At 61.3% G+C, this 17,299-nt stretch carries 8 protein-coding genes and 1 pseudogene; 7 read left to right on the top strand and 2 right to left on the bottom strand.

Translation table 11 applies throughout. The annotated features are described in order from the left end of the window. Positions 1-4: 4 nt before the first annotated feature. Both AD666_RS12075 and AD666_RS12080 read left to right on the top strand, forming a co-directional pair. Positions 5-6,622, top strand: a pseudogene (locus AD666_RS12075) (LapA family giant adhesin); the annotation flags it as partial. 121 nt (positions 6,623-6,743) lie between these two features. After that, a complete protein-coding gene (locus AD666_RS12080) occupies positions 6,744-7,082 on the top strand; it encodes a hypothetical protein (RefSeq protein WP_053151984.1) in 339 nt (112 codons plus the stop codon). A 152-nt stretch (positions 7,083-7,234) separates the two neighbouring features. Here AD666_RS12080 and lapD read toward each other — a convergent pair whose 3' ends face one another. Together lapD and lapG are read right to left on the bottom strand one after the other, a co-directional pair. Further along, positions 7,235-9,181: a cyclic di-GMP receptor LapD gene (gene lapD, locus AD666_RS12085; protein ID WP_053151986.1), complete on the bottom strand. Its 1,947-nt coding sequence runs from the start codon at positions 9,179-9,181 to the stop codon at positions 7,235-7,237. 14 nt (positions 9,182-9,195) lie between these two features. Beyond that, a complete protein-coding gene (lapG, locus tag AD666_RS12090) occupies positions 9,196-9,816 on the bottom strand; it encodes a cysteine protease LapG (protein ID WP_371259583.1) in 621 nt (206 codons plus the stop codon). A 270-nt stretch (positions 9,817-10,086) separates the two neighbouring features. Here lapG and AD666_RS12095 point away from each other — a divergent pair, with 270 nt between their 5' ends. From AD666_RS12095 to AD666_RS12115, 5 genes are all read left to right on the top strand, one after another. Continuing rightward, positions 10,087-10,776: a GntR family transcriptional regulator gene (locus tag AD666_RS12095; protein ID WP_053151990.1), complete on the top strand. Its 690-nt coding sequence runs from the start codon at positions 10,087-10,089 to the stop codon at positions 10,774-10,776. Between the two features lie 670 nt (positions 10,777-11,446). Further along, the gene (locus AD666_RS12100) at positions 11,447-12,223 is read left to right on the top strand and encodes a DUF3050 domain-containing protein (RefSeq protein ID WP_053151992.1); all 777 of its coding nucleotides are present in this window, start codon (positions 11,447-11,449) and stop codon (positions 12,221-12,223) included. Next, the gene (locus tag AD666_RS12105; RefSeq protein ID WP_053151994.1) at positions 12,220-13,152 is read left to right on the top strand and encodes a diiron oxygenase; all 933 of its coding nucleotides are present in this window, start codon (positions 12,220-12,222) and stop codon (positions 13,150-13,152) included. The genes AD666_RS12100 and AD666_RS12105 overlap by 4 nt, the downstream gene beginning before the upstream one ends. A gap of 10 nt (positions 13,153-13,162) precedes the next feature. Next, the gene (locus AD666_RS12110) at positions 13,163-16,711 is read left to right on the top strand and encodes a non-ribosomal peptide synthetase (RefSeq protein WP_053151996.1); all 3,549 of its coding nucleotides are present in this window, start codon (positions 13,163-13,165) and stop codon (positions 16,709-16,711) included. 28 nt (positions 16,712-16,739) lie between these two features. Then, on the top strand, positions 16,740-17,231 hold the full coding sequence (locus AD666_RS12115) for an SRPBCC family protein (RefSeq protein ID WP_053151998.1): 492 nt from the start codon (positions 16,740-16,742) through the stop codon (positions 17,229-17,231). Positions 17,232-17,299 lie beyond the last annotated feature (68 nt).

Consider the following 17,299-nt stretch of genomic DNA (forward strand, 5'->3'; position numbering starts at 1 on the left):
CACCGTGACCTTGAGCAANGGCGCGGTCATCACCATTGCGGCGGGCCAAACCACCGGCTCCGTCAACATCGATACGCCAGCGAACGATGTCTACAACAACGGCAGCAGTGTCAGCACTACGATCACTGGTGCAACCGGCGGTAACTTCGAAAACCTGGTGCCGAGCACCACGCCTGCGGTGACCATGATCACCGATTCGTCGGATACCACTGGCCTGACCCTGTCTGCTTCTACCGAAGTGACAGAGGGCGGTCAGATCACCTACACCGCTACGCTGACCAACCCGGCGCAGACGCCAGTCACCGTGACCTTGAGCAACGGCGCGATCATCATTATCGCTGCCGGCCAGACCACCGGTTCCATTAACGTCGACACCCCAGCCAACGACGTTTACAACAACGGCAGCACTGTCAGCACTACCATCACTGGCGCAACCGGCGGTAACTTCGAGAATCTGGTACCGAACACCACGCCTGCGGTGACCACGATCACCGACTCGGCGGACACCACTGGCCTGACCTTGTCGGCGTCTACCGAAGTGACAGAAGGCGGTCAGATCACCTACACCGCCACGCTGACCAACCCAGCGCAGACACCGGTCACCGTCACCCTGAGCAACGGCGCGGTCATCACCATTGCGGCTGGCCAAACTACCGGCACTGTGGCCGTCGATACCCCGGCCAATGACGTCTACAACAACGGCAGCACCGTCAGCACCACTATCACCGGTGCAACCGGCGGTAACTTCGAAAACCTGGTACCGAGCACTACACCTGCGGTCACCACGATCACCGATTCGGCTGATACCACTGGCTTGACCTTGTCGGCTTCCACTGAAGTGACCGAAGGCGGTCAGATTACTTATACCGCCACGCTGACCAATCCAGCGCAGACACCGGTCACCGTGACCTTGAGCAATGGCTCGGTCATCACCATCGCGGCTGGTCAAACCACTGGCTCGGTGGCTGTCGACACCCCAGCCAACGACGTTTACAACAACGGCAGCACCGTCAGCACCACCATTACCGGTGCGACCGGCGGCAACTTCGAAAATCTGGTGCCGAGCACCACGCCTGCGGTCACCACAATCACTGATTCGGCGGACACTACCGGCCTGACGCTGAGCGCCAGCGAAACCATCACCGAAGGCGGTCAGATCACCTACACCGCGACCCTGACTAACCCGGCGCAAACGCCGGTGACCGTCACCTTGAGCAACGGCGCGGTCATCACCATCGCGGCCGGCCAAACTACCGGCACTGTGGCCGTCGATACACCAGCGAACGACGTCTACAACAACGGCAGCACTGTCAGCACCACCATCACCGGCGCAACCGGCGGTAACTTCGAAAACCTGGTACCGAGCACCACGCCTGCGGTTACCACGATCACCGATTCGGCAGACACTACCGGCCTGACGCTCAGCGCCAGCGAAACCATCACCGAAGGCGGTCAGATCACCTACACCGCCACGCTGACCAACCCAGCGCAGACACCGGTCACCGTCACCTTGAGCAACGGCGCGGTCATTACCATCGCGGCTGGTCAAACCACTGGCTCCGTCGCAGTCGACACCCCAGCGAACGACGTTTACAACAACGGCAGCACTGTCAGCACTACTATCACTGGCGCAACCGGCGGCAACTTCGAAAACCTGGTGCCGAGCACTACGCCTGCGGTCACCACGATCACCGATTCGGCAGACACTACCGGCCTGACGCTCAGCGCCAGCGAAACCATCACCGAAGGCGGCCAGATTACTTATACCGCCACGCTGACCAACCCAGCGCAAACACCGGTCACCGTGACCTTGAGCAACGGCGCGGTCATCACCATTGCTGCTGGGCAGACCACGGGCTCCGTCGCCGTCGACACCCCGGCCAATGACGTCTACAACAACGGCAGCACTGTCAGCACTACGATCACCGGCGCAACCGGCGGCAACTTCGAGAATCTGGTGCCGAGCACCACGCCTGCGGTCACCACGATCACCGATTCGGCGGACACTACCGGCCTGAGCCTGAGCGCCACCGGTTCGGTTGCCGAGGGCGGTCAGATCACCTACACCGCGACCCTGACCAATGCAGCCGGGTCGCCAGTGACCGTGACCCTGAGCAACGGTGCAGTGATCACCATCGACGCCGGCAAAACCACCGGCACCGTCACCGTCGACGCACCAAAGGACGACGTTTACAAAGACGCCGGCAAAGTCGAAGTCACCATCGACAATGCCACGGGCGGTAACTTCGAGCACCTGGTGCCGAGCACCACGCCGGCTGTCACCGATGTCACCGACACCGTCGATACCTCGACCGTGAGCCTGACCGCTACGTCGAACGTCGCTGAAGGCGGCACCGTCGTCTACACCGCTTCGGTGGACGCACCGGTTACCGGCGCGCCATTGGTAGTCACCCTGTCGAACGGCCAGACCATCACCATCCCGGTGGGCGCAAGCTCCGGCACTGTGAACTTCACCGCGCCAAACGACGCCCTCGCGGGCGGCGACAACCTGAGCGTCAAGATCGACGACGCGAAAGGCGGTAATTACGAGCATCTCGCCATTGACGGCAAAACGGCTGACACCACCGTCACCGATACCCAGGACACCACCGGCCTGAGCCTGAGCGCCACCGGTTCGGTTGCCGAGGGCGGTCAGATCACCTACACCGCGACCCTGACCAATGCAGCCGGTTCACCAGTGACCGTGACCCTGAGCAACGGCGCAGTGATCACCATCGATGCCGGCAAAACCACCGGTACCGTCACCGTCGACGCACCGAAGGACGACGTCTACAAAGACGCCGGCAGTGTCCAGGCGACGATCCAGAATGCTACGGGCGGCAACTTCGAGCACCTGGTGCCAAGCACTGCCCCAGCAGTTACCACTGTTACCGATACCGTCGACAGCACCACCGTCAGCATCAGCGGCAGCACATCGGTCACTGAAGGCCAGACCGCTACCTATACCGTCAACCTGACGAACCCGGCGCAGACCGAGGTGACAGTCAAGATCGTCTACAGTGGCACTGCCGCCGACGGCACGGATTTCACTGGCGTCTATACCGTGAAGATCCCGGCCAACGCCACCAGCGCCACCTTCAACGTGGCGACGCTGGACGACAAGATCACCGAAGGTACGGAAAACTTCGTGGTCAAGATCGACTCGGCCACCGGCGGCAATTTCGAGCACCTGGCCGTCAGCGGCACCAATGGCAGCGTCAGCACGTCGATCATCGACAACGACGCGGCCCCGGTGCTCGACCTGGACGCCAACAACTCCAGCGGCAAGACCGGCGCCGACTACCAGGTGACCTTCACCGAAGGCACCCCTGGCCCTGGTGTGTCGATCGCCGACACCGACCTGAAAATCACCGACCCGGACAGCACCATGCTGACCGGCGCCACCATCGTGCTGACCAACCGTCAGCCCGGCGATGCGCTGAACCTGGGCAACAGCGTCAATGGCATCAGCATCAACGCCAACAGCACCAATGGCACGGTCACCCTGACACTGTCGGGTAATGCGACGCTGGCTGACTACATGCAGCAGATCAAGAACATCACCTTCATCAACAACAGCGATGATCCGAGCACCGTGCCGCGCATCATCACCGTGACGGTGACCGACGGCTCCAGCTACTCCAACACCGCCACCACCACCGTAAACGTGGTCGGCGTCAACGATGCGCCGGTGGCTGCCGGTGGTTCGGTGACCGGCACCGAAGACACTTCGCTGGTCCTCGGCTGGTCGAGCTTTGGCGTCAGCGACGTGGACAGCGCCAGTGCAAACCTGGGTGTGAAAATCACCGGCCTGCCGAGCGACGGCAAGCTGCAGTACCTGGACGGTACGACCTGGAAAGACGTGACCAACAACCAGACCTTCACCAAGGCCGACATCGACGGCGGCAAACTGCGCTTCACGCCGGACGTCAACGAATCCGGTGCCAATGGCAACCCGAGCGGCGTGGGCGATCAGAAGTCCGACTACGCGCAGATCCAGTTCCAGCCAACCGATGGCCAGACGCTGGGCAACACCGGCACCGTGAAGATCGACATCACGCCAGTGGCCGATGCGCCGACGCTGAACGTGGCCGGCAACAATGTGACCTCCACCGGCCTGGTCAAGGAAGTCTGGACCAATCTGTCGGGGCTGGGCACCGATGGCAGCGGCGCGCCGTCCGGCACGCTCAAGTCGGTGATCGATTCCGCTGGCACGCCGAACAGCAGCACCACCGTGACCAACGTGCAGTCCGACAGCAACGTCAACGTCGGTACGGCTTCGAAAACCTCCGGCCTGATTTTCCTCGAAGCCGGCAAGACCTATACCTTCAGCGGGACCGCCGATGACAGCCTGCTGGTCACCATTGGCGGCAAGGACGTGGCATCAGCGACCTGGGGCGCTGGCGGTAAGCTGAACGGCTCGTTCACGCCGACCACCAGTGGCTATTACACCCTGGACATCTACCACCACAACCAGAGCGGACCAGGCAGCTATGACGTGAACCTGTCGGTCAACGGCAGCACTCCCGTCGACCTGAACAGCGCTGGCGTACCGCTGTACACCGGCGTAACAGACCTGGTAAATGCCGGTGTGACCGTTTCCGATCTGCACGGCACCAATGGCGAAGGCTACTACGACGGCTTCAAGCTCAACGAAGGCGCCGAAAGTGGCAGCGTGAATCTGTCGAAGATCACCACCGCCCTGACCGATACCGACGGTTCCGAAAGCCTGAGCGTGAAGATCGGCGGCATGCCGCAAGGCAGTGTGCTGAGCGACGGCGCCGGCCACACCGCGACCGTGGGCGCCAATGGCGAAGCCTCGGTCACGGGCTGGAACCTGGGCAGCCTCAAGCTGACGCCTCCGTCCTACTTCAACGGCCAGATCAACCTGACCGTGACGTCGACCTCCACCGAAGCCCTTGGCGGATCGGCGGTCACCACCGCGCAGATCCCGGTAACGGTGCATCCGGCGGTCTACAACGCGGCCACCGCCACCTCCGGCAGCGACAATTTCACGGGCACCGACGGCAACGACGTGATTGTCGCCGACATCGGCGGTCTGACCGTGGTACCGGGCGTCAACTACAACATCGCTTTCATGGTCGACAGCTCCGGCAGCATGAGCGAGTCGTCCCTGACTGCCGCCAAGAACTCGCTGACATCGGTGTTCAACACCCTCAAGCAGAGCATGGGCAACAACTCGGGCACGGTGAACATCTTCCTGGCGGACTTCGACCGCCAGGTGAACAAAACCGTTTCGGTCAACCTCAAGGACCCGAATGCACTGACCCTGCTCAAGAACGTCCTGGACTCCATGATGTCCGGCGGCGGTACCAACTACGAAGACGTGTTCAAGACCACGGCCAACTGGTTCAAGAGCACCGAGGCCACGAGCAACACCGGGGCGAAGAACCTGACGTACTTCATCACCGATGGCCAGCCGACGTTCTACCAGGCCGGCGAGCAGACGAACCCCGACCTCTATAACGGCGTGAAGCTCGACAGCCTGATCACCACGACCAATTACAAGTTGGGCCAGACGTTCAGCGCCGACCTGGACAGCACCCACCGTGTGCAAGTCGACGAGTCCGGCAATGTCTCGTTGCTGACCTGGAAAAAATCCTGGGGCGGCTACTGGAGCGAGGAATCCCTGGGCACGTTGCGCGCCCAAGGGGACGGTACCTACGAACTGTCGTACCGCGACGGTACCGGCAGCAGCACCGACTCGACCACCACCAGCAACTCTCTCAGCGCTTTCGCGCTGCTGAGCTCGGTGTCGGGCGTGGAAGCGATCGGCTTGAACAAGGACGTCACCCTGACCGATCTCAAGCCGTACGACTCCGATGGCAAGCCGCAGACCAACATCGACCCCAAAGACCTGGCCAACTCCATCATTGGCCATACCGAAGCGACGCTCCCGGGCTCCGACACGGTCAATGGCGCCGACGGCAACGACATCCTGTTCGGCGACCTGGTGAGCTTCAACGGCATCGCTGGCGAGGGTTATCAGGCCATCCAGTCGTTCGTGGCCCAGCAAAGCGGCGTCGACGTCAGCAAGGTCACCACCGCCAACGTGCACCAGTACATCACCGAGCACTACACCGCATTCGACGTGTCCGGTGCCCACGATGGCAACGACACGCTGTTGGGCGGCGCCGGCAATGACATTATCTTCGGCCAGGGCGGTAACGATTTGCTCGACGGTGGCAAGGGCAATGACATCCTGCTCGGTGGCAGCGGCAACGACATCCTGATCGGCGGCAAAGGCAACGACACCTTGATCGGTGGCCTGGGCGGCGACACGTTTGTCTGGAAAGCCGGCGATACCGGCACCGACGTGATCAAGGACTTCAAGGCCGCCGATGGCGACCGGATCGACCTGCGGGATCTGTTGCAGGGTGAAACCGGCAGCACCATCGATCACTTCCTGAAGATCACCACGGTCGACGGTGTGTCGTCGTTGCAGGTCAGCACTACCGGCCAGTTCAATGCTGCCAACGGTGCACCGGCCACGCCGGACGTGACGATCAAGCTCGAAGGCAACAACTGGTCGAACGTCAATCTGAACACGTTGATCGCCGGCAGCGACCCGACCATCAAGGTCGATCACAACAACAGCTGACGCTGTCACCGAACCATGGCGAGGGAGCTGGCTCCCTCGCCATGGTATAAGTGTTCATACTTCCCCCACAGTTGGCCTATGCTGCCCAGCATGATGCCGCTTCATACATGAGGGATGCCCGATGTTCTATGTGCAACGCGATGCGCAAGGCCTGCTGGTACGCGTTGAAGCCAACGCTTATGCCGAGGCCACCGAAACCCTGCCGGCCGACAATCACGAGATCCAGGACTGGTTCGCCAACCAGGCGGTAGAAAACAGCCTCAAGCAGCTAAAGCAGAGCGACCTGGAGATGATCCGGGTGCTCGACGACCTGATCCAGGTTCTGACCGCCAAAGGTGTCATCCGTGTCACCGATCTGCCAGCGGCGGCCCAGGCCAAGCTGATGGATCGCAGCCAGGCCCGGGAAGCATTGGGTGGGTTGAGCCGGTTGATCGATGATGATGAGAAAGGGTTGATCTAGGCCTGATTCATCTGCGTCAGGGCTGGCCTCATCGCGAGCAGGCTCGCTCCCACATTGGTTCGGTGTGAACAAAGTATTTGCGACAACACCATCCCATGTGGGAGCGATCCTGCTCGCGATAATCGACTGACCGGCAACACCGCTACCAGGCCTTAAACCCAGCGCCCGGGCTCCCCAATCAACTGCCCCTGCACCCCGAACAAGCCCATTTCGCGGATCACCGCCAGCTCCCCCTCAGTCTCTACCCGCTCGGCAATCAGCGGCAGATCGATACTGTGGGCGGCGCGCTGGATGGCTTCGATGAACAGGCGCTTGTCGCTTTCCTGATCGATGGCGCGGATGTAGCTGCCGTCGATCTTCAGGTAAGCCAGCCCCAACCGCGAGAGGTTGCCGATCATGCTGAATCGACCACCGAAACGTTGCAGGCTCAGGGAGAAACCGAGTTCGCGCAGGCGTCGGGTCAACTGCTCCAGTACCGCTTGCTCCGGCAATTGCTCTTCGCCGATCTCCAGGGTCAGGCGTGGCCCAAGGTTGGAATGGGAGCGCAGAATTTCGAAGATTTTATTCAATGCCTGAGAGTCGGCCAGGGTGGCTGAGGACAGGTTCAACGCCAGGGCGTGTTCGTGCTCGACCATCTGTTTGAGCACCTGCTCAAGCATCAGGCGGTCCAACCGCGCGGTCCAGCCAAAACGCTCCAGCCAGGGCAGGAAACGCCCGGCGGGGATGGTCTGGCCCTGCTCGTCCAACAGCCGGGAAAGCACTTTGTAATGCAGGACCACCTGGGTGTCCTGGGCCGCCACCACCGGCTGGAAGTACAGCTCGAACCGTTGATTGTTCAACGCCACGTCCAGCCATGTGTGCCAGGCATGGTGATCGTCGCCGACGCTGACCGATGCACTGTGTTCCAGGCAAGCCCAACCCGGTTCGCCCTGGCTTTCGGCCTGAGCCAACGCCTGGTCGCCAAGCTGGAGCACCGCTTGTGGGGAGTCGCCGTGGACAAACGGCGCCAGTCCGATGGACGCCACCGACGCCACGTCGGTCGCCCCCGTGGCATGCAGACTCGCCAGCGCGCCTTCGAGGTTCTGCGCCAGCTGCACGGCTTCCTCACGTACCAGTCCCGGGGCCAGCACAGCGAATTCGCCACCGCGGATGCGTGTCACCAGATTCTGGGTTTCAGGGTAGCGGGCACTTTCGCGCAGCAATTGCTCGCCCACCGCTTTAAGCAGTTGGTCGGTACGCTGCCCGCCCAATCGCTGGTTCAGGCCAGCCAGATCCCTGACCCGCAGCAGCAACAGATAACCGGAACTGGCCTGCTCGGAGCTGCTCACTCGGGCATTGAGCTGCATTTCGAAGTAGCGCCGGTTGGCCAGGCCCGTGAGCGTGTCCTGGTAGGATTCGATCCGCAGTTTTTCACTGCGCTCGGCCTGCTCCTCGAACAGCGCCTTGAGCTTCTCGACCATCTGGTTCATGGCCTGTACCACGCGACGCAGTTCGGGGGTACGCGGCAGCTCCGGCAGGCTCAGGAACTCGCGGCGGGCGATGGCGTGGGACTGGTGCACCATATAATCCAGCGGCTTGAGCTGACGTCGCAGCAGCAAGGCTCCCAGCACTGCACTGATGGCGCCACACAGCAACAGCCAGCCCAGGCTGCCCAGCGCACTCTGCCAGAGCTTGGCGAGAGCAAACATCGGATGGCTGACCACTTCGACCCGCGCCGCCTGCTCCCAGCCACGACTGACAATCGCGTCGCCACCGGCCGGCTCCAGACCAATGAGCTTGACGAACCATTGCGGCACGCTGCCAGCATCCGGCACGCCGGTGCGCTCGACGAGGGTCTTGTCGGTGGCCACATCGACCACGCGGATGCTGGCGTAGTAGCCGCTATCGAAAATCGAGCTGACCATCAGCTCCACCATCGCCGGGTCATCGATGTTCGGCGTCAGCGACAGCGCCAGCGCCGTGGCCGCGTCCTGGGCGTGGGAGCGCAACTGGTTGACGTACTGGGCCCGCGAGCTCTCCAGGCTGACCATGAAGCTGCCGCTGAAGGCAACCACCAGGAACAGACAGATAGCGATCAACAGCTGTTTGAACAGGGACATCTGAGCGCGCGCTCCTAGTTAGTCTCGACCGGAAAACCTTCGGCCTGCATTTTCTTCAATACATCCTGCCACCGGGACAGGCGCTTGGTATCACTCACTTTCTTGTTGCCCTTGGTGCCCGGCAGCCAAAGCCCTTCGGCGTTGAAAGAGTAGACCGGCAACAGGTCGGTTCGCTGGCTGGCCGGCTGGATGCCGTCGATCAGGCTGTCGAGCACCAACGGCATTGCATCGGGGGTGGCGTAGTAGGTCAGCACCATGTGCGCACGGTTCTGCCGCAACGCCTTGACGTAGGTGATGCGCAGCTTGTCACTGGACACCCCGAGATGACGCAGGCTGAAATACTTGGCGATGGCGTAGTCCTCGCAGTCGCCAGCGCCCTTCCACAGGGCCTGGATCGGGGTTTCCCAATAGTCGACTTCACGCCACAGGTCGATGTCTTCCACGTAGCGCACCTGCTTGTTGAAGAACAGGTTCACCACCTTGAGCTGTTCCAGTTCCGGAATCTGCTTCTGGGTCGCCAGCAATTGCTGCCAGGCATCGATCCGCTGCTGCCCTTCGCCCAACTGCCCGTACAGCGCCTGCGCCCGCCGGCTGATCTGGGCAAAGTCCCAGTCGGCCCTGAGGCCGCCCAGCATGAGGCCGGCCAGCAACAATGCCGAACACAGCCAGCGCAAGGACCTGCAGACAGGGGAAGGTGCAGCCAAGGGAAATACGTCCGGAAAAGGGCCGTTGGAAATCGTTGGATGGTGAAGCCTGGCCCGGGAAAAAACAATGGCAGGGTGGAATCACCGCGGACACGCTAAACTTTAGTTCAGGAACCGGAGCCGTGAGATTTTGACGGCATGACAAACTGTAACTAGTGTTGGCTTGGATCCAATTTCGTTACACCAGTCAGGTGCGTTGTCGTGACACAGAAGCCCAAGCCGTTAAGCACTATCCAAGTCAATAAACCCGTCCCTGCGGCTCAGGCACGGTCGATCATCGAAGCCTCCCTGCGCGAGGCCATCCTCGACGGGCGCCTGCCTCGCGGCACTGCCTTGCGCCAGCAGGAGCTGGCCGACCTGTTCGGTGTGAGCCGTATGCCAGTGCGAGAAGCGTTGCGTCAGCTCGAAGCCCAATCGCTGCTCAACGTGGTCCAGCACAAAGGTGCCGTGGTCGCCCCGTTGATCACCAATAACGCCATCGAAACATATGCGTTGCGCGCGGTCCTGGAAGCATTCGCCCTGCGCCTGTCGATTCCGCTGCTGGATGACGATGACCTGGCTCAGGCCGCCCGGTATATCGATCAGTTGGAAACGCAGACCGATCACAGTGAAATCGGCAGGCTCAACCGGCTGTTTCACATGTCGCTTTACCACAAGGCGCCCAACAGCAAGCTGCTGGACCTGATCGAGCGCGAACTCAGTGAAGAAGAGCGCTTCCTGCGCTTTCACCTGTCTTCCATGGGACTGGGCAAGCTGACCCAGGATGATCATCGCGCGCTGCTCGAAGCGGCGGCATCCAGAGATATCGATCAGGCAGTGGCGCTGCTGGAGCGCCATCTGGAAAAAGCCTGTGTGACCATTCGCCGGTACCTGGAGCAGTCTCCAGGCTGACCCGCCTATCGACCCGCGTATCACTTTCTTACACATCCTTCCTACCGGCCTTCCCGCCTCTACGGCGGGCTTGGCCGTGGACGCGACGCATCGTCGTGTCGGCCTAATGGCACTGCCGTCGATTTGGGCTCACTCTTGCGTTTGTCGATTCAAGAAACAGACCTGAAGAAGTCAGCGTCCGGCCGTCAGCCAGGCGAATCGAAGCCACCACGCAAGGAGCGTCGCCCAACCGGCGGGATGATCGAGTGTCCGACCGATATCCCTCCCTTAATACACAAACTTCCTTATTTCCTGTTCCCTGAAGTGCTCCGAGTGAGGCATTCACTCGAACTTTCGATTCTGATGGCCCTCCATCGGAAGGAGCAACTTCGCCCCAATAAAACTTATAAATAAAGTTTTAATACCCCTCTTCGCACCCAATAAAACCACAACTAAAAATAATAAAAAAAGTTCTTGCGACCTACTTATTACGTGTATTAGTTTTTCGCTGTCGAGCTTTTATCGACGATCGATTTTTTTTACCAAACACCGATAAACAAAGGCCCCAAGGCCCGACACAGCTGGTAAAGCAAACACTTTAGCTATTCATGGATTCCGGTTCAGGCCCCCGCTCGCCTTGATTAAATATCGAGCCGCCTACTGGTCAAACATCATTGATGAGGACGTTCCAATGCAGCCAACCAAAGAACAACTTTTTCTGAAAAAGCGTGAACTTGGGCAACATCCGGTTTTTTCTGAAATAACGTCAATTGATCTGTTGCGCCGTTTTATGGAAAGCCATGTGTTTGCCGTGTGGGACTTCATGTCGCTGACCAAACGGTTGCAGCGGGAATTGACCTGCGTCCATCTGCCCTGGCTGCCGCCGGCCGATCCGCATGCGGCTCGCCTGATCAACGAGATCGTCCTGGGAGAAGAATCGGACGATCGTCCGGGTGCGGGGTACTGCAGTCACTTCGAACTGTACCTGGACGCCATGCGCGAGGTCGGTGCGGATACCCGAGCGATTGAACAATTCATCACCCTGCAGCAGGAAGGTGTCAGCCCTGACACAGCACTGGACAGCGTCGAAGTCGAACCGGCGGCGGCGCGGTTCGTTCGCCAGACTCTGCACACCGCCCTGCACGCCCCGGCCCACAGCGTGGCGGCTGCGTTCGTGCACGGCCGCGAGAGCGTCATCCCGCAGATGTTTCAGCGCATGTTGGATGCCTGGGGCATCGGCCTGGACCAGGCGCCGACGTTCCGTTACTACCTGCAACGGCACATCGAAGTGGATTCCGAAGATCACGGCCCGGCGGCGGAAAAACTGCTGGCCCGGCTGATCGATGGCGACCCGCAACGCGAGATGGAGGTGTTATCCGCCGCGCTCGCCGCCGTGCACAGCCGCGCGGCCCTATGGGACGGCCTGCGCGAAAGCATGAGCCAGCCGGTCGCGCAGGTGATGCCATGAACGCCATCCAATACCAATCTTTTGCCGACACCTGGGAAAGCCGCGCCACGATCCGCACCCGCCCACGGCGCCGTGTCGAAAACGACGACAAGCTGATTTTCCCGATGAGTCGCCAACCACTGGTGCACAGCCAGACCTTTCTCAGCCACTGCCCACAACTGCGCGACTTTGCGCTGGTGCAGAGCCTCTACAAGTTCATCAACGACGTGGTGATCTTCGAGACCGAACTGGTGGACCACACCGCCCGGCGCATCGCCAAGAATCGCTTCGGCATCGAGTTCCCGTTCGCCTGTCGCTACGACGCGATGACCGTGGTGGTGGACGAGGATTATCACGCGCTGGTGGCAATGGATTTCATGCAGCAGACCATCGACATGACCGGCATCGCACCGATCCCATTGCCGACACAGATCGAACTCAGCCGGGCCATCCCCGCGACACTGGCCCAGGCGCCGGAGCACTTGCTCAGCGCCGTCGAATTGATCTGCATCGCCATTGCCGAGAACACCGTGACCAACGAAGTAGCCGCCTTCGCCCGGGACGACTCGGTCAAGGCGTCGATCAAAGGGTTGATGGCCGATCACTTGCTGGACGAGGGTCGGCACTCGGGGTTCTGGACGCGTCTGGTGCAGATGTACTGGCGCACCGCTAGCGAAGAAGACCGCGAGACGATTGCGCGCCTGATGCCCGGTTTCATCGCCCAGTACCTGGCGAGCGACCTGCAGCAGGCCTTCGATTTCGAGCTGATCGCCCACTTGCCCGTCGACGAATCGGTGCGCCAGTCGCTGCGCGAAGAAGCCAGCGCGCTGGCCTATCCCATCAATCGCTATCACCCGCTGGTGGGCAACATCACTCGATTTTTCCGCAGCAGTTCGATGCTCGCCTCCCCCTGCGTGCGTGATGCGCTGGCCGATTACCTGATCCCATGAGGAGCCCCCGATGAGACGCCTCGAAATTGCAGTGCCTGGCACAAGCCAGGCCATGGCCGAATTGGCCCGAGAACTTGAAATGCACGGTCACGGGATCGTGGATGCTCAATCACCTGTCGACCTGTTGATCGATGACGGCACGGTGCAGTGCGCCATTGAAGCCCGATCCTGTCTTCAAGTGCGTGTGGCATTGCGCACGGTGCCCGGCGAGGCGCTGCCGCAACCCGTCGTGGTGTTCCACGACGGGGCCCAGCGCCTGCTATGCCAGGAAACCGTTGCCATGCAAAACTTTGGTAACGGTCAATCCTTGCGGCTGAATACACTGGCAACAGTGGTCGAAACCGCTGCTCGGCTGGTCAGTCAGCTATCCCGGGATGCTACCTGCTTCGATCACTGGCCGGCGCCCCATGTCGACGTTGTCGATCAGCCTTTACATGGGCTCGACGCACTGGAGCCACTGGCTTTCGAACACCGGCTCAATCGAGCCTCCGTGCCGTGGCTGTTGGCCGCCGCCGAAGTACCGGTGATGCACGACATCGAACAACGCATGCTCGATGACGCCATGTCACCGGCGCTGTGGGCCGACGGCAAGCTGACCGACTACAAAACCTTGCGCAGCGAAGCGCTGAAGTTGCAGCACGCCATGCTGGAACTGTTGGCGCATGCCTCTGTTGACGCAAGGCCTGTGGGAGCAAGGCTTGCCCGCGATACTGACACAGCGGTACCCAACCAGACCGAGCCATCGTTCATCGCCGGCAAGCCTTGCTCCCACAAGCCTCGCTCCCACCAGCCCTCTCTTCATCAGCCTAGCCCTCAAACGGTGATTGCGCTGTGCCTGCCAAAATCGGCGCAGTTGTACGCGGCTATTCTGGCGGTGCTGGGCTGTGGCGCCGTGTACCTGCCACTGGACCCGCAACATCCGGCGCAACGTCGACGCTTCATCCTTGAGAACGCCAGGGCCGACCTGCTGCTGCACGACGGCAGCACCGACCTGGGTGATCTCCCGGTGCCCACCCTGAACGTGCATCGGCTGCCCTCCGCCAGGCCGGATGTCCCCGCCTCGCTGATCCGCCGCAGGGTGGACATCGACGATCCGGCGGTGGCGATCTATACCTCGGGCACCACCGGTCAACCCAAGGGTGTGCTGCTCAGTCATCGTAACCTTAGCCATTTCTGCGCCTGGTACGGCGACCATGTCGGGTTGCAGCGCAACAGCCGGGCGTTGCAGTTCTCCACCATCAATTTCGACGCATCGCTGCTGGATATCCTGCCGACTTTCATCCAGGGAGCGCTGCTGGTGGTGCCCGGCGAAGACCAACGTCGCGATCCGCGACAACTGGTCGAGCTGATCCGCTCACGACAAGTCACCCATGCCTTCCTGCCGCCCGCGCTGCTGAGCGTGATGCCCCTGGAGGAGCCGCTGGGCCTGACGCACCTGATCACCGGCGGGGATGTCTGCGAGCCGTTCGTGATGGAGCGCCTGGCGCCACAGTGCCGGTTTCACAACATTTACGGCCCGACGGAAACCACCGTGCTTGCCACCACGCGACAATTCACCGGTGGCGACAACAACCGCAACCTGGGGGTACCCATTGCCAACGGTCGGGTGCTGATCCTGGATGAACACCTGCAACCGGTCCCAGAAGGTACACCGGGCGAACTCTATATCGCCGGGCCTGGTGTCGGTCTGGGCTATCTGAATGACTCGACGCTGACCGCCAGCCGCTATCTCGACCTGTCGCTGCCCGGCGAGCGCACGCTACGGGTTTATCGCACCGGTGATATCGGCCAGTGGACCGAGCACGGTATCGAACTGTGCGGCCGTCGCGACAACCAGGTGAAGATCCGCGGCTTTCGGGTCGAACCGGAGGAAATCGAGCATTGCCTGCGGGAAAGCCAGTTGTTCCGTCAGGTCGCGGTCGGTGTGGATGAACGTCGACGGATCCTCGCGTTCCTCGTCCATCCGCAGGAAGACCGACCCGGTGCCGCACTCCAGGCCTTGCGCGAGCATGTGCAACGGATGCTGCCCGGTTACATGCATCCTGGTGCCTACATCGAGCTACCCAACCTGCCCTACACCAGCAACGGCAAGGTCGACCGCCGGGCCTTGCTCGCCCTGTCGGTGCAGGTCCAGTCCGATAGCCAGCACCGGCAGCCACAAAACCAGCTGCAAGCACAGTTGCAGCAGCTGTGGGCCGAGCTGCTGGAGCTGCCCGCCGAAGACATCGCCATCGATGAAAGCTTCTTCAACCTGGGCGGGCATTCGATCCTGCTGTCGCAGATGCTGCTGAACATCCACCAGGCTTTCGGTCGCAGCCTGTCGATCAATCGCTTCATCGAAGCGCCCACGCTGGTCACCCTGGCGAAATTACTCGACGGTCCCGAAACAACGGATGTATCGGTACTCAGCCCACAGGCTTTCATCGATGCCGAAGCCGAACTCAACATCGATCCGCTGCCCATCAGTCAGATCGGTGATGTGCACAAGGTGGTGGTGACGGGGGCCAACAGTTTTCTCGGCGTGCACATCGTCGAGGCCTTGCTGGCCTGGGGCGCCACCGAAGTCGCCTGCCTGGTGCGTGAGTCCGCCGGGCAAAGCGCGGCACAACGCTTCTCCCAGGCCCTGCAGGACAATCGCCTGGCTCATCTGGACCTGAGCCGGGTCAGCGTCTACGCCGCTGACATCACCCTGCCGCAGTTGGGCCTGCCGGACGACGTCTACACCCGCATCGACCGCACCTTCGGCGCGCTGGTGCACAACGCCGCCCACGTCAATCACGTCCTCGATTACGAGTCGCTGGCGCGGGACAACGTGGAGCCGATCTTCGAATGCCTGCGTCTGTGCGAAGGGCGCAGCAAGAAGATCTTCAACTTCGTCTCCACCCTGTCGGCCTCCAGCGCGTTGGGCGACGACGGTCAGGTGCTGGAGCAACCCGCCGCACCGACACCGCCCATCTACATCAAGAATGGCTACAACCTGTCCAAATGGGTCGGTGAACGGATCCTGCAACGGGCCCGGGATCGGGGCGTGCGGGTCAATCTGTTTCGCCCCGGCAACATCAGTTTCAACAGCCTGACGGGGGTCTGCCAGCCCCACAAAAACCGCCTGATGCTGATGCTCAAGGGCTCGATCCAACTGGGCCAGGTGCCAGCCCTGTCACTCAATTTCGACCTGATGCCCGTGGATTTCCTGGCTCGTTTCATCGCCTTTCATGCCAGCCGCTACCAACCGAACCAGGCGGTATTCAACCTGCACAACCCCGAGCCTTTGAGCTGGGACGCTTACGTGGCGTCGTTTCGCGACAGCGGCCGGGAGTTCTCGCTGGTGAGCGTGGCGGACTGGCAGCGGCAGCTGGGCCGGGTCGATCCCGACAATGCGCTGTTCGGCGTGCTGGGTTTCTACCTCAACGGATTCGAGGAGGACATCGGCGACATTTCGATGATCCGCCACGACAACGCCCGGACCGGGATACGGCAGATGGGCGCCCGCTACCCGGAAAAATCACCGGCCCTGCTGCGACGCGGCGCCGATTACCTCAAGGCCATCGATTTCATCTGAAACACCCCATCCAAAAAGGAGCAAGACCATGACTGCATTTCAACCCGACACCCTGATCAAAAATCCCCAGGCCTGCCACGTCGAAACGTCGGTGGAAGTGGCAGCCGATGCTGCTCGGGTCTGGGAATTGGTGGGTAATTTTGGCGGATTCGACCAATTCATCCCGGCACTGGCGCGCATCGAAATGACTGGCGAGGGCGTGAGGTCCCTGCGCAAGAAGTTCTTCACCGACGGGCAGAACCTGGTGGTGGAACAGCTCAACAGCCGGGACGACCAGGCCATGCACATGACCTGGACATTGATCTACAACACCCTGGGCATCGACAACCTCTGGGCGGCGATGCGCGTCGAGCCGCTGGCGGACCACCGCTGCCGCGCCACCTGGACCATCATCGCCGACCACACCGACGCCCACACTCCATCGGGCTTCAGGGACTTCCTGCAAGGTTTCGCCGATGAGGCGATGGGGAATGTGCAGGCGCAGTTCGCCGGACCATCGCTAATACTTTGTGGGAGCTGAGCTTGCTCGCGATGACGGTGGATCGGCTCGCAGTGATGTTGAATGTGCCGACGCCTTCGCGAGCAAGC

The sequence above is a fragment of the Pseudomonas sp. Pf153 genome (genome assembly GCF_001269775.1).
GTDB classification, from domain to species: Bacteria; Pseudomonadota; Gammaproteobacteria; order Pseudomonadales; family Pseudomonadaceae; genus Aquipseudomonas; species Aquipseudomonas uvaldensis.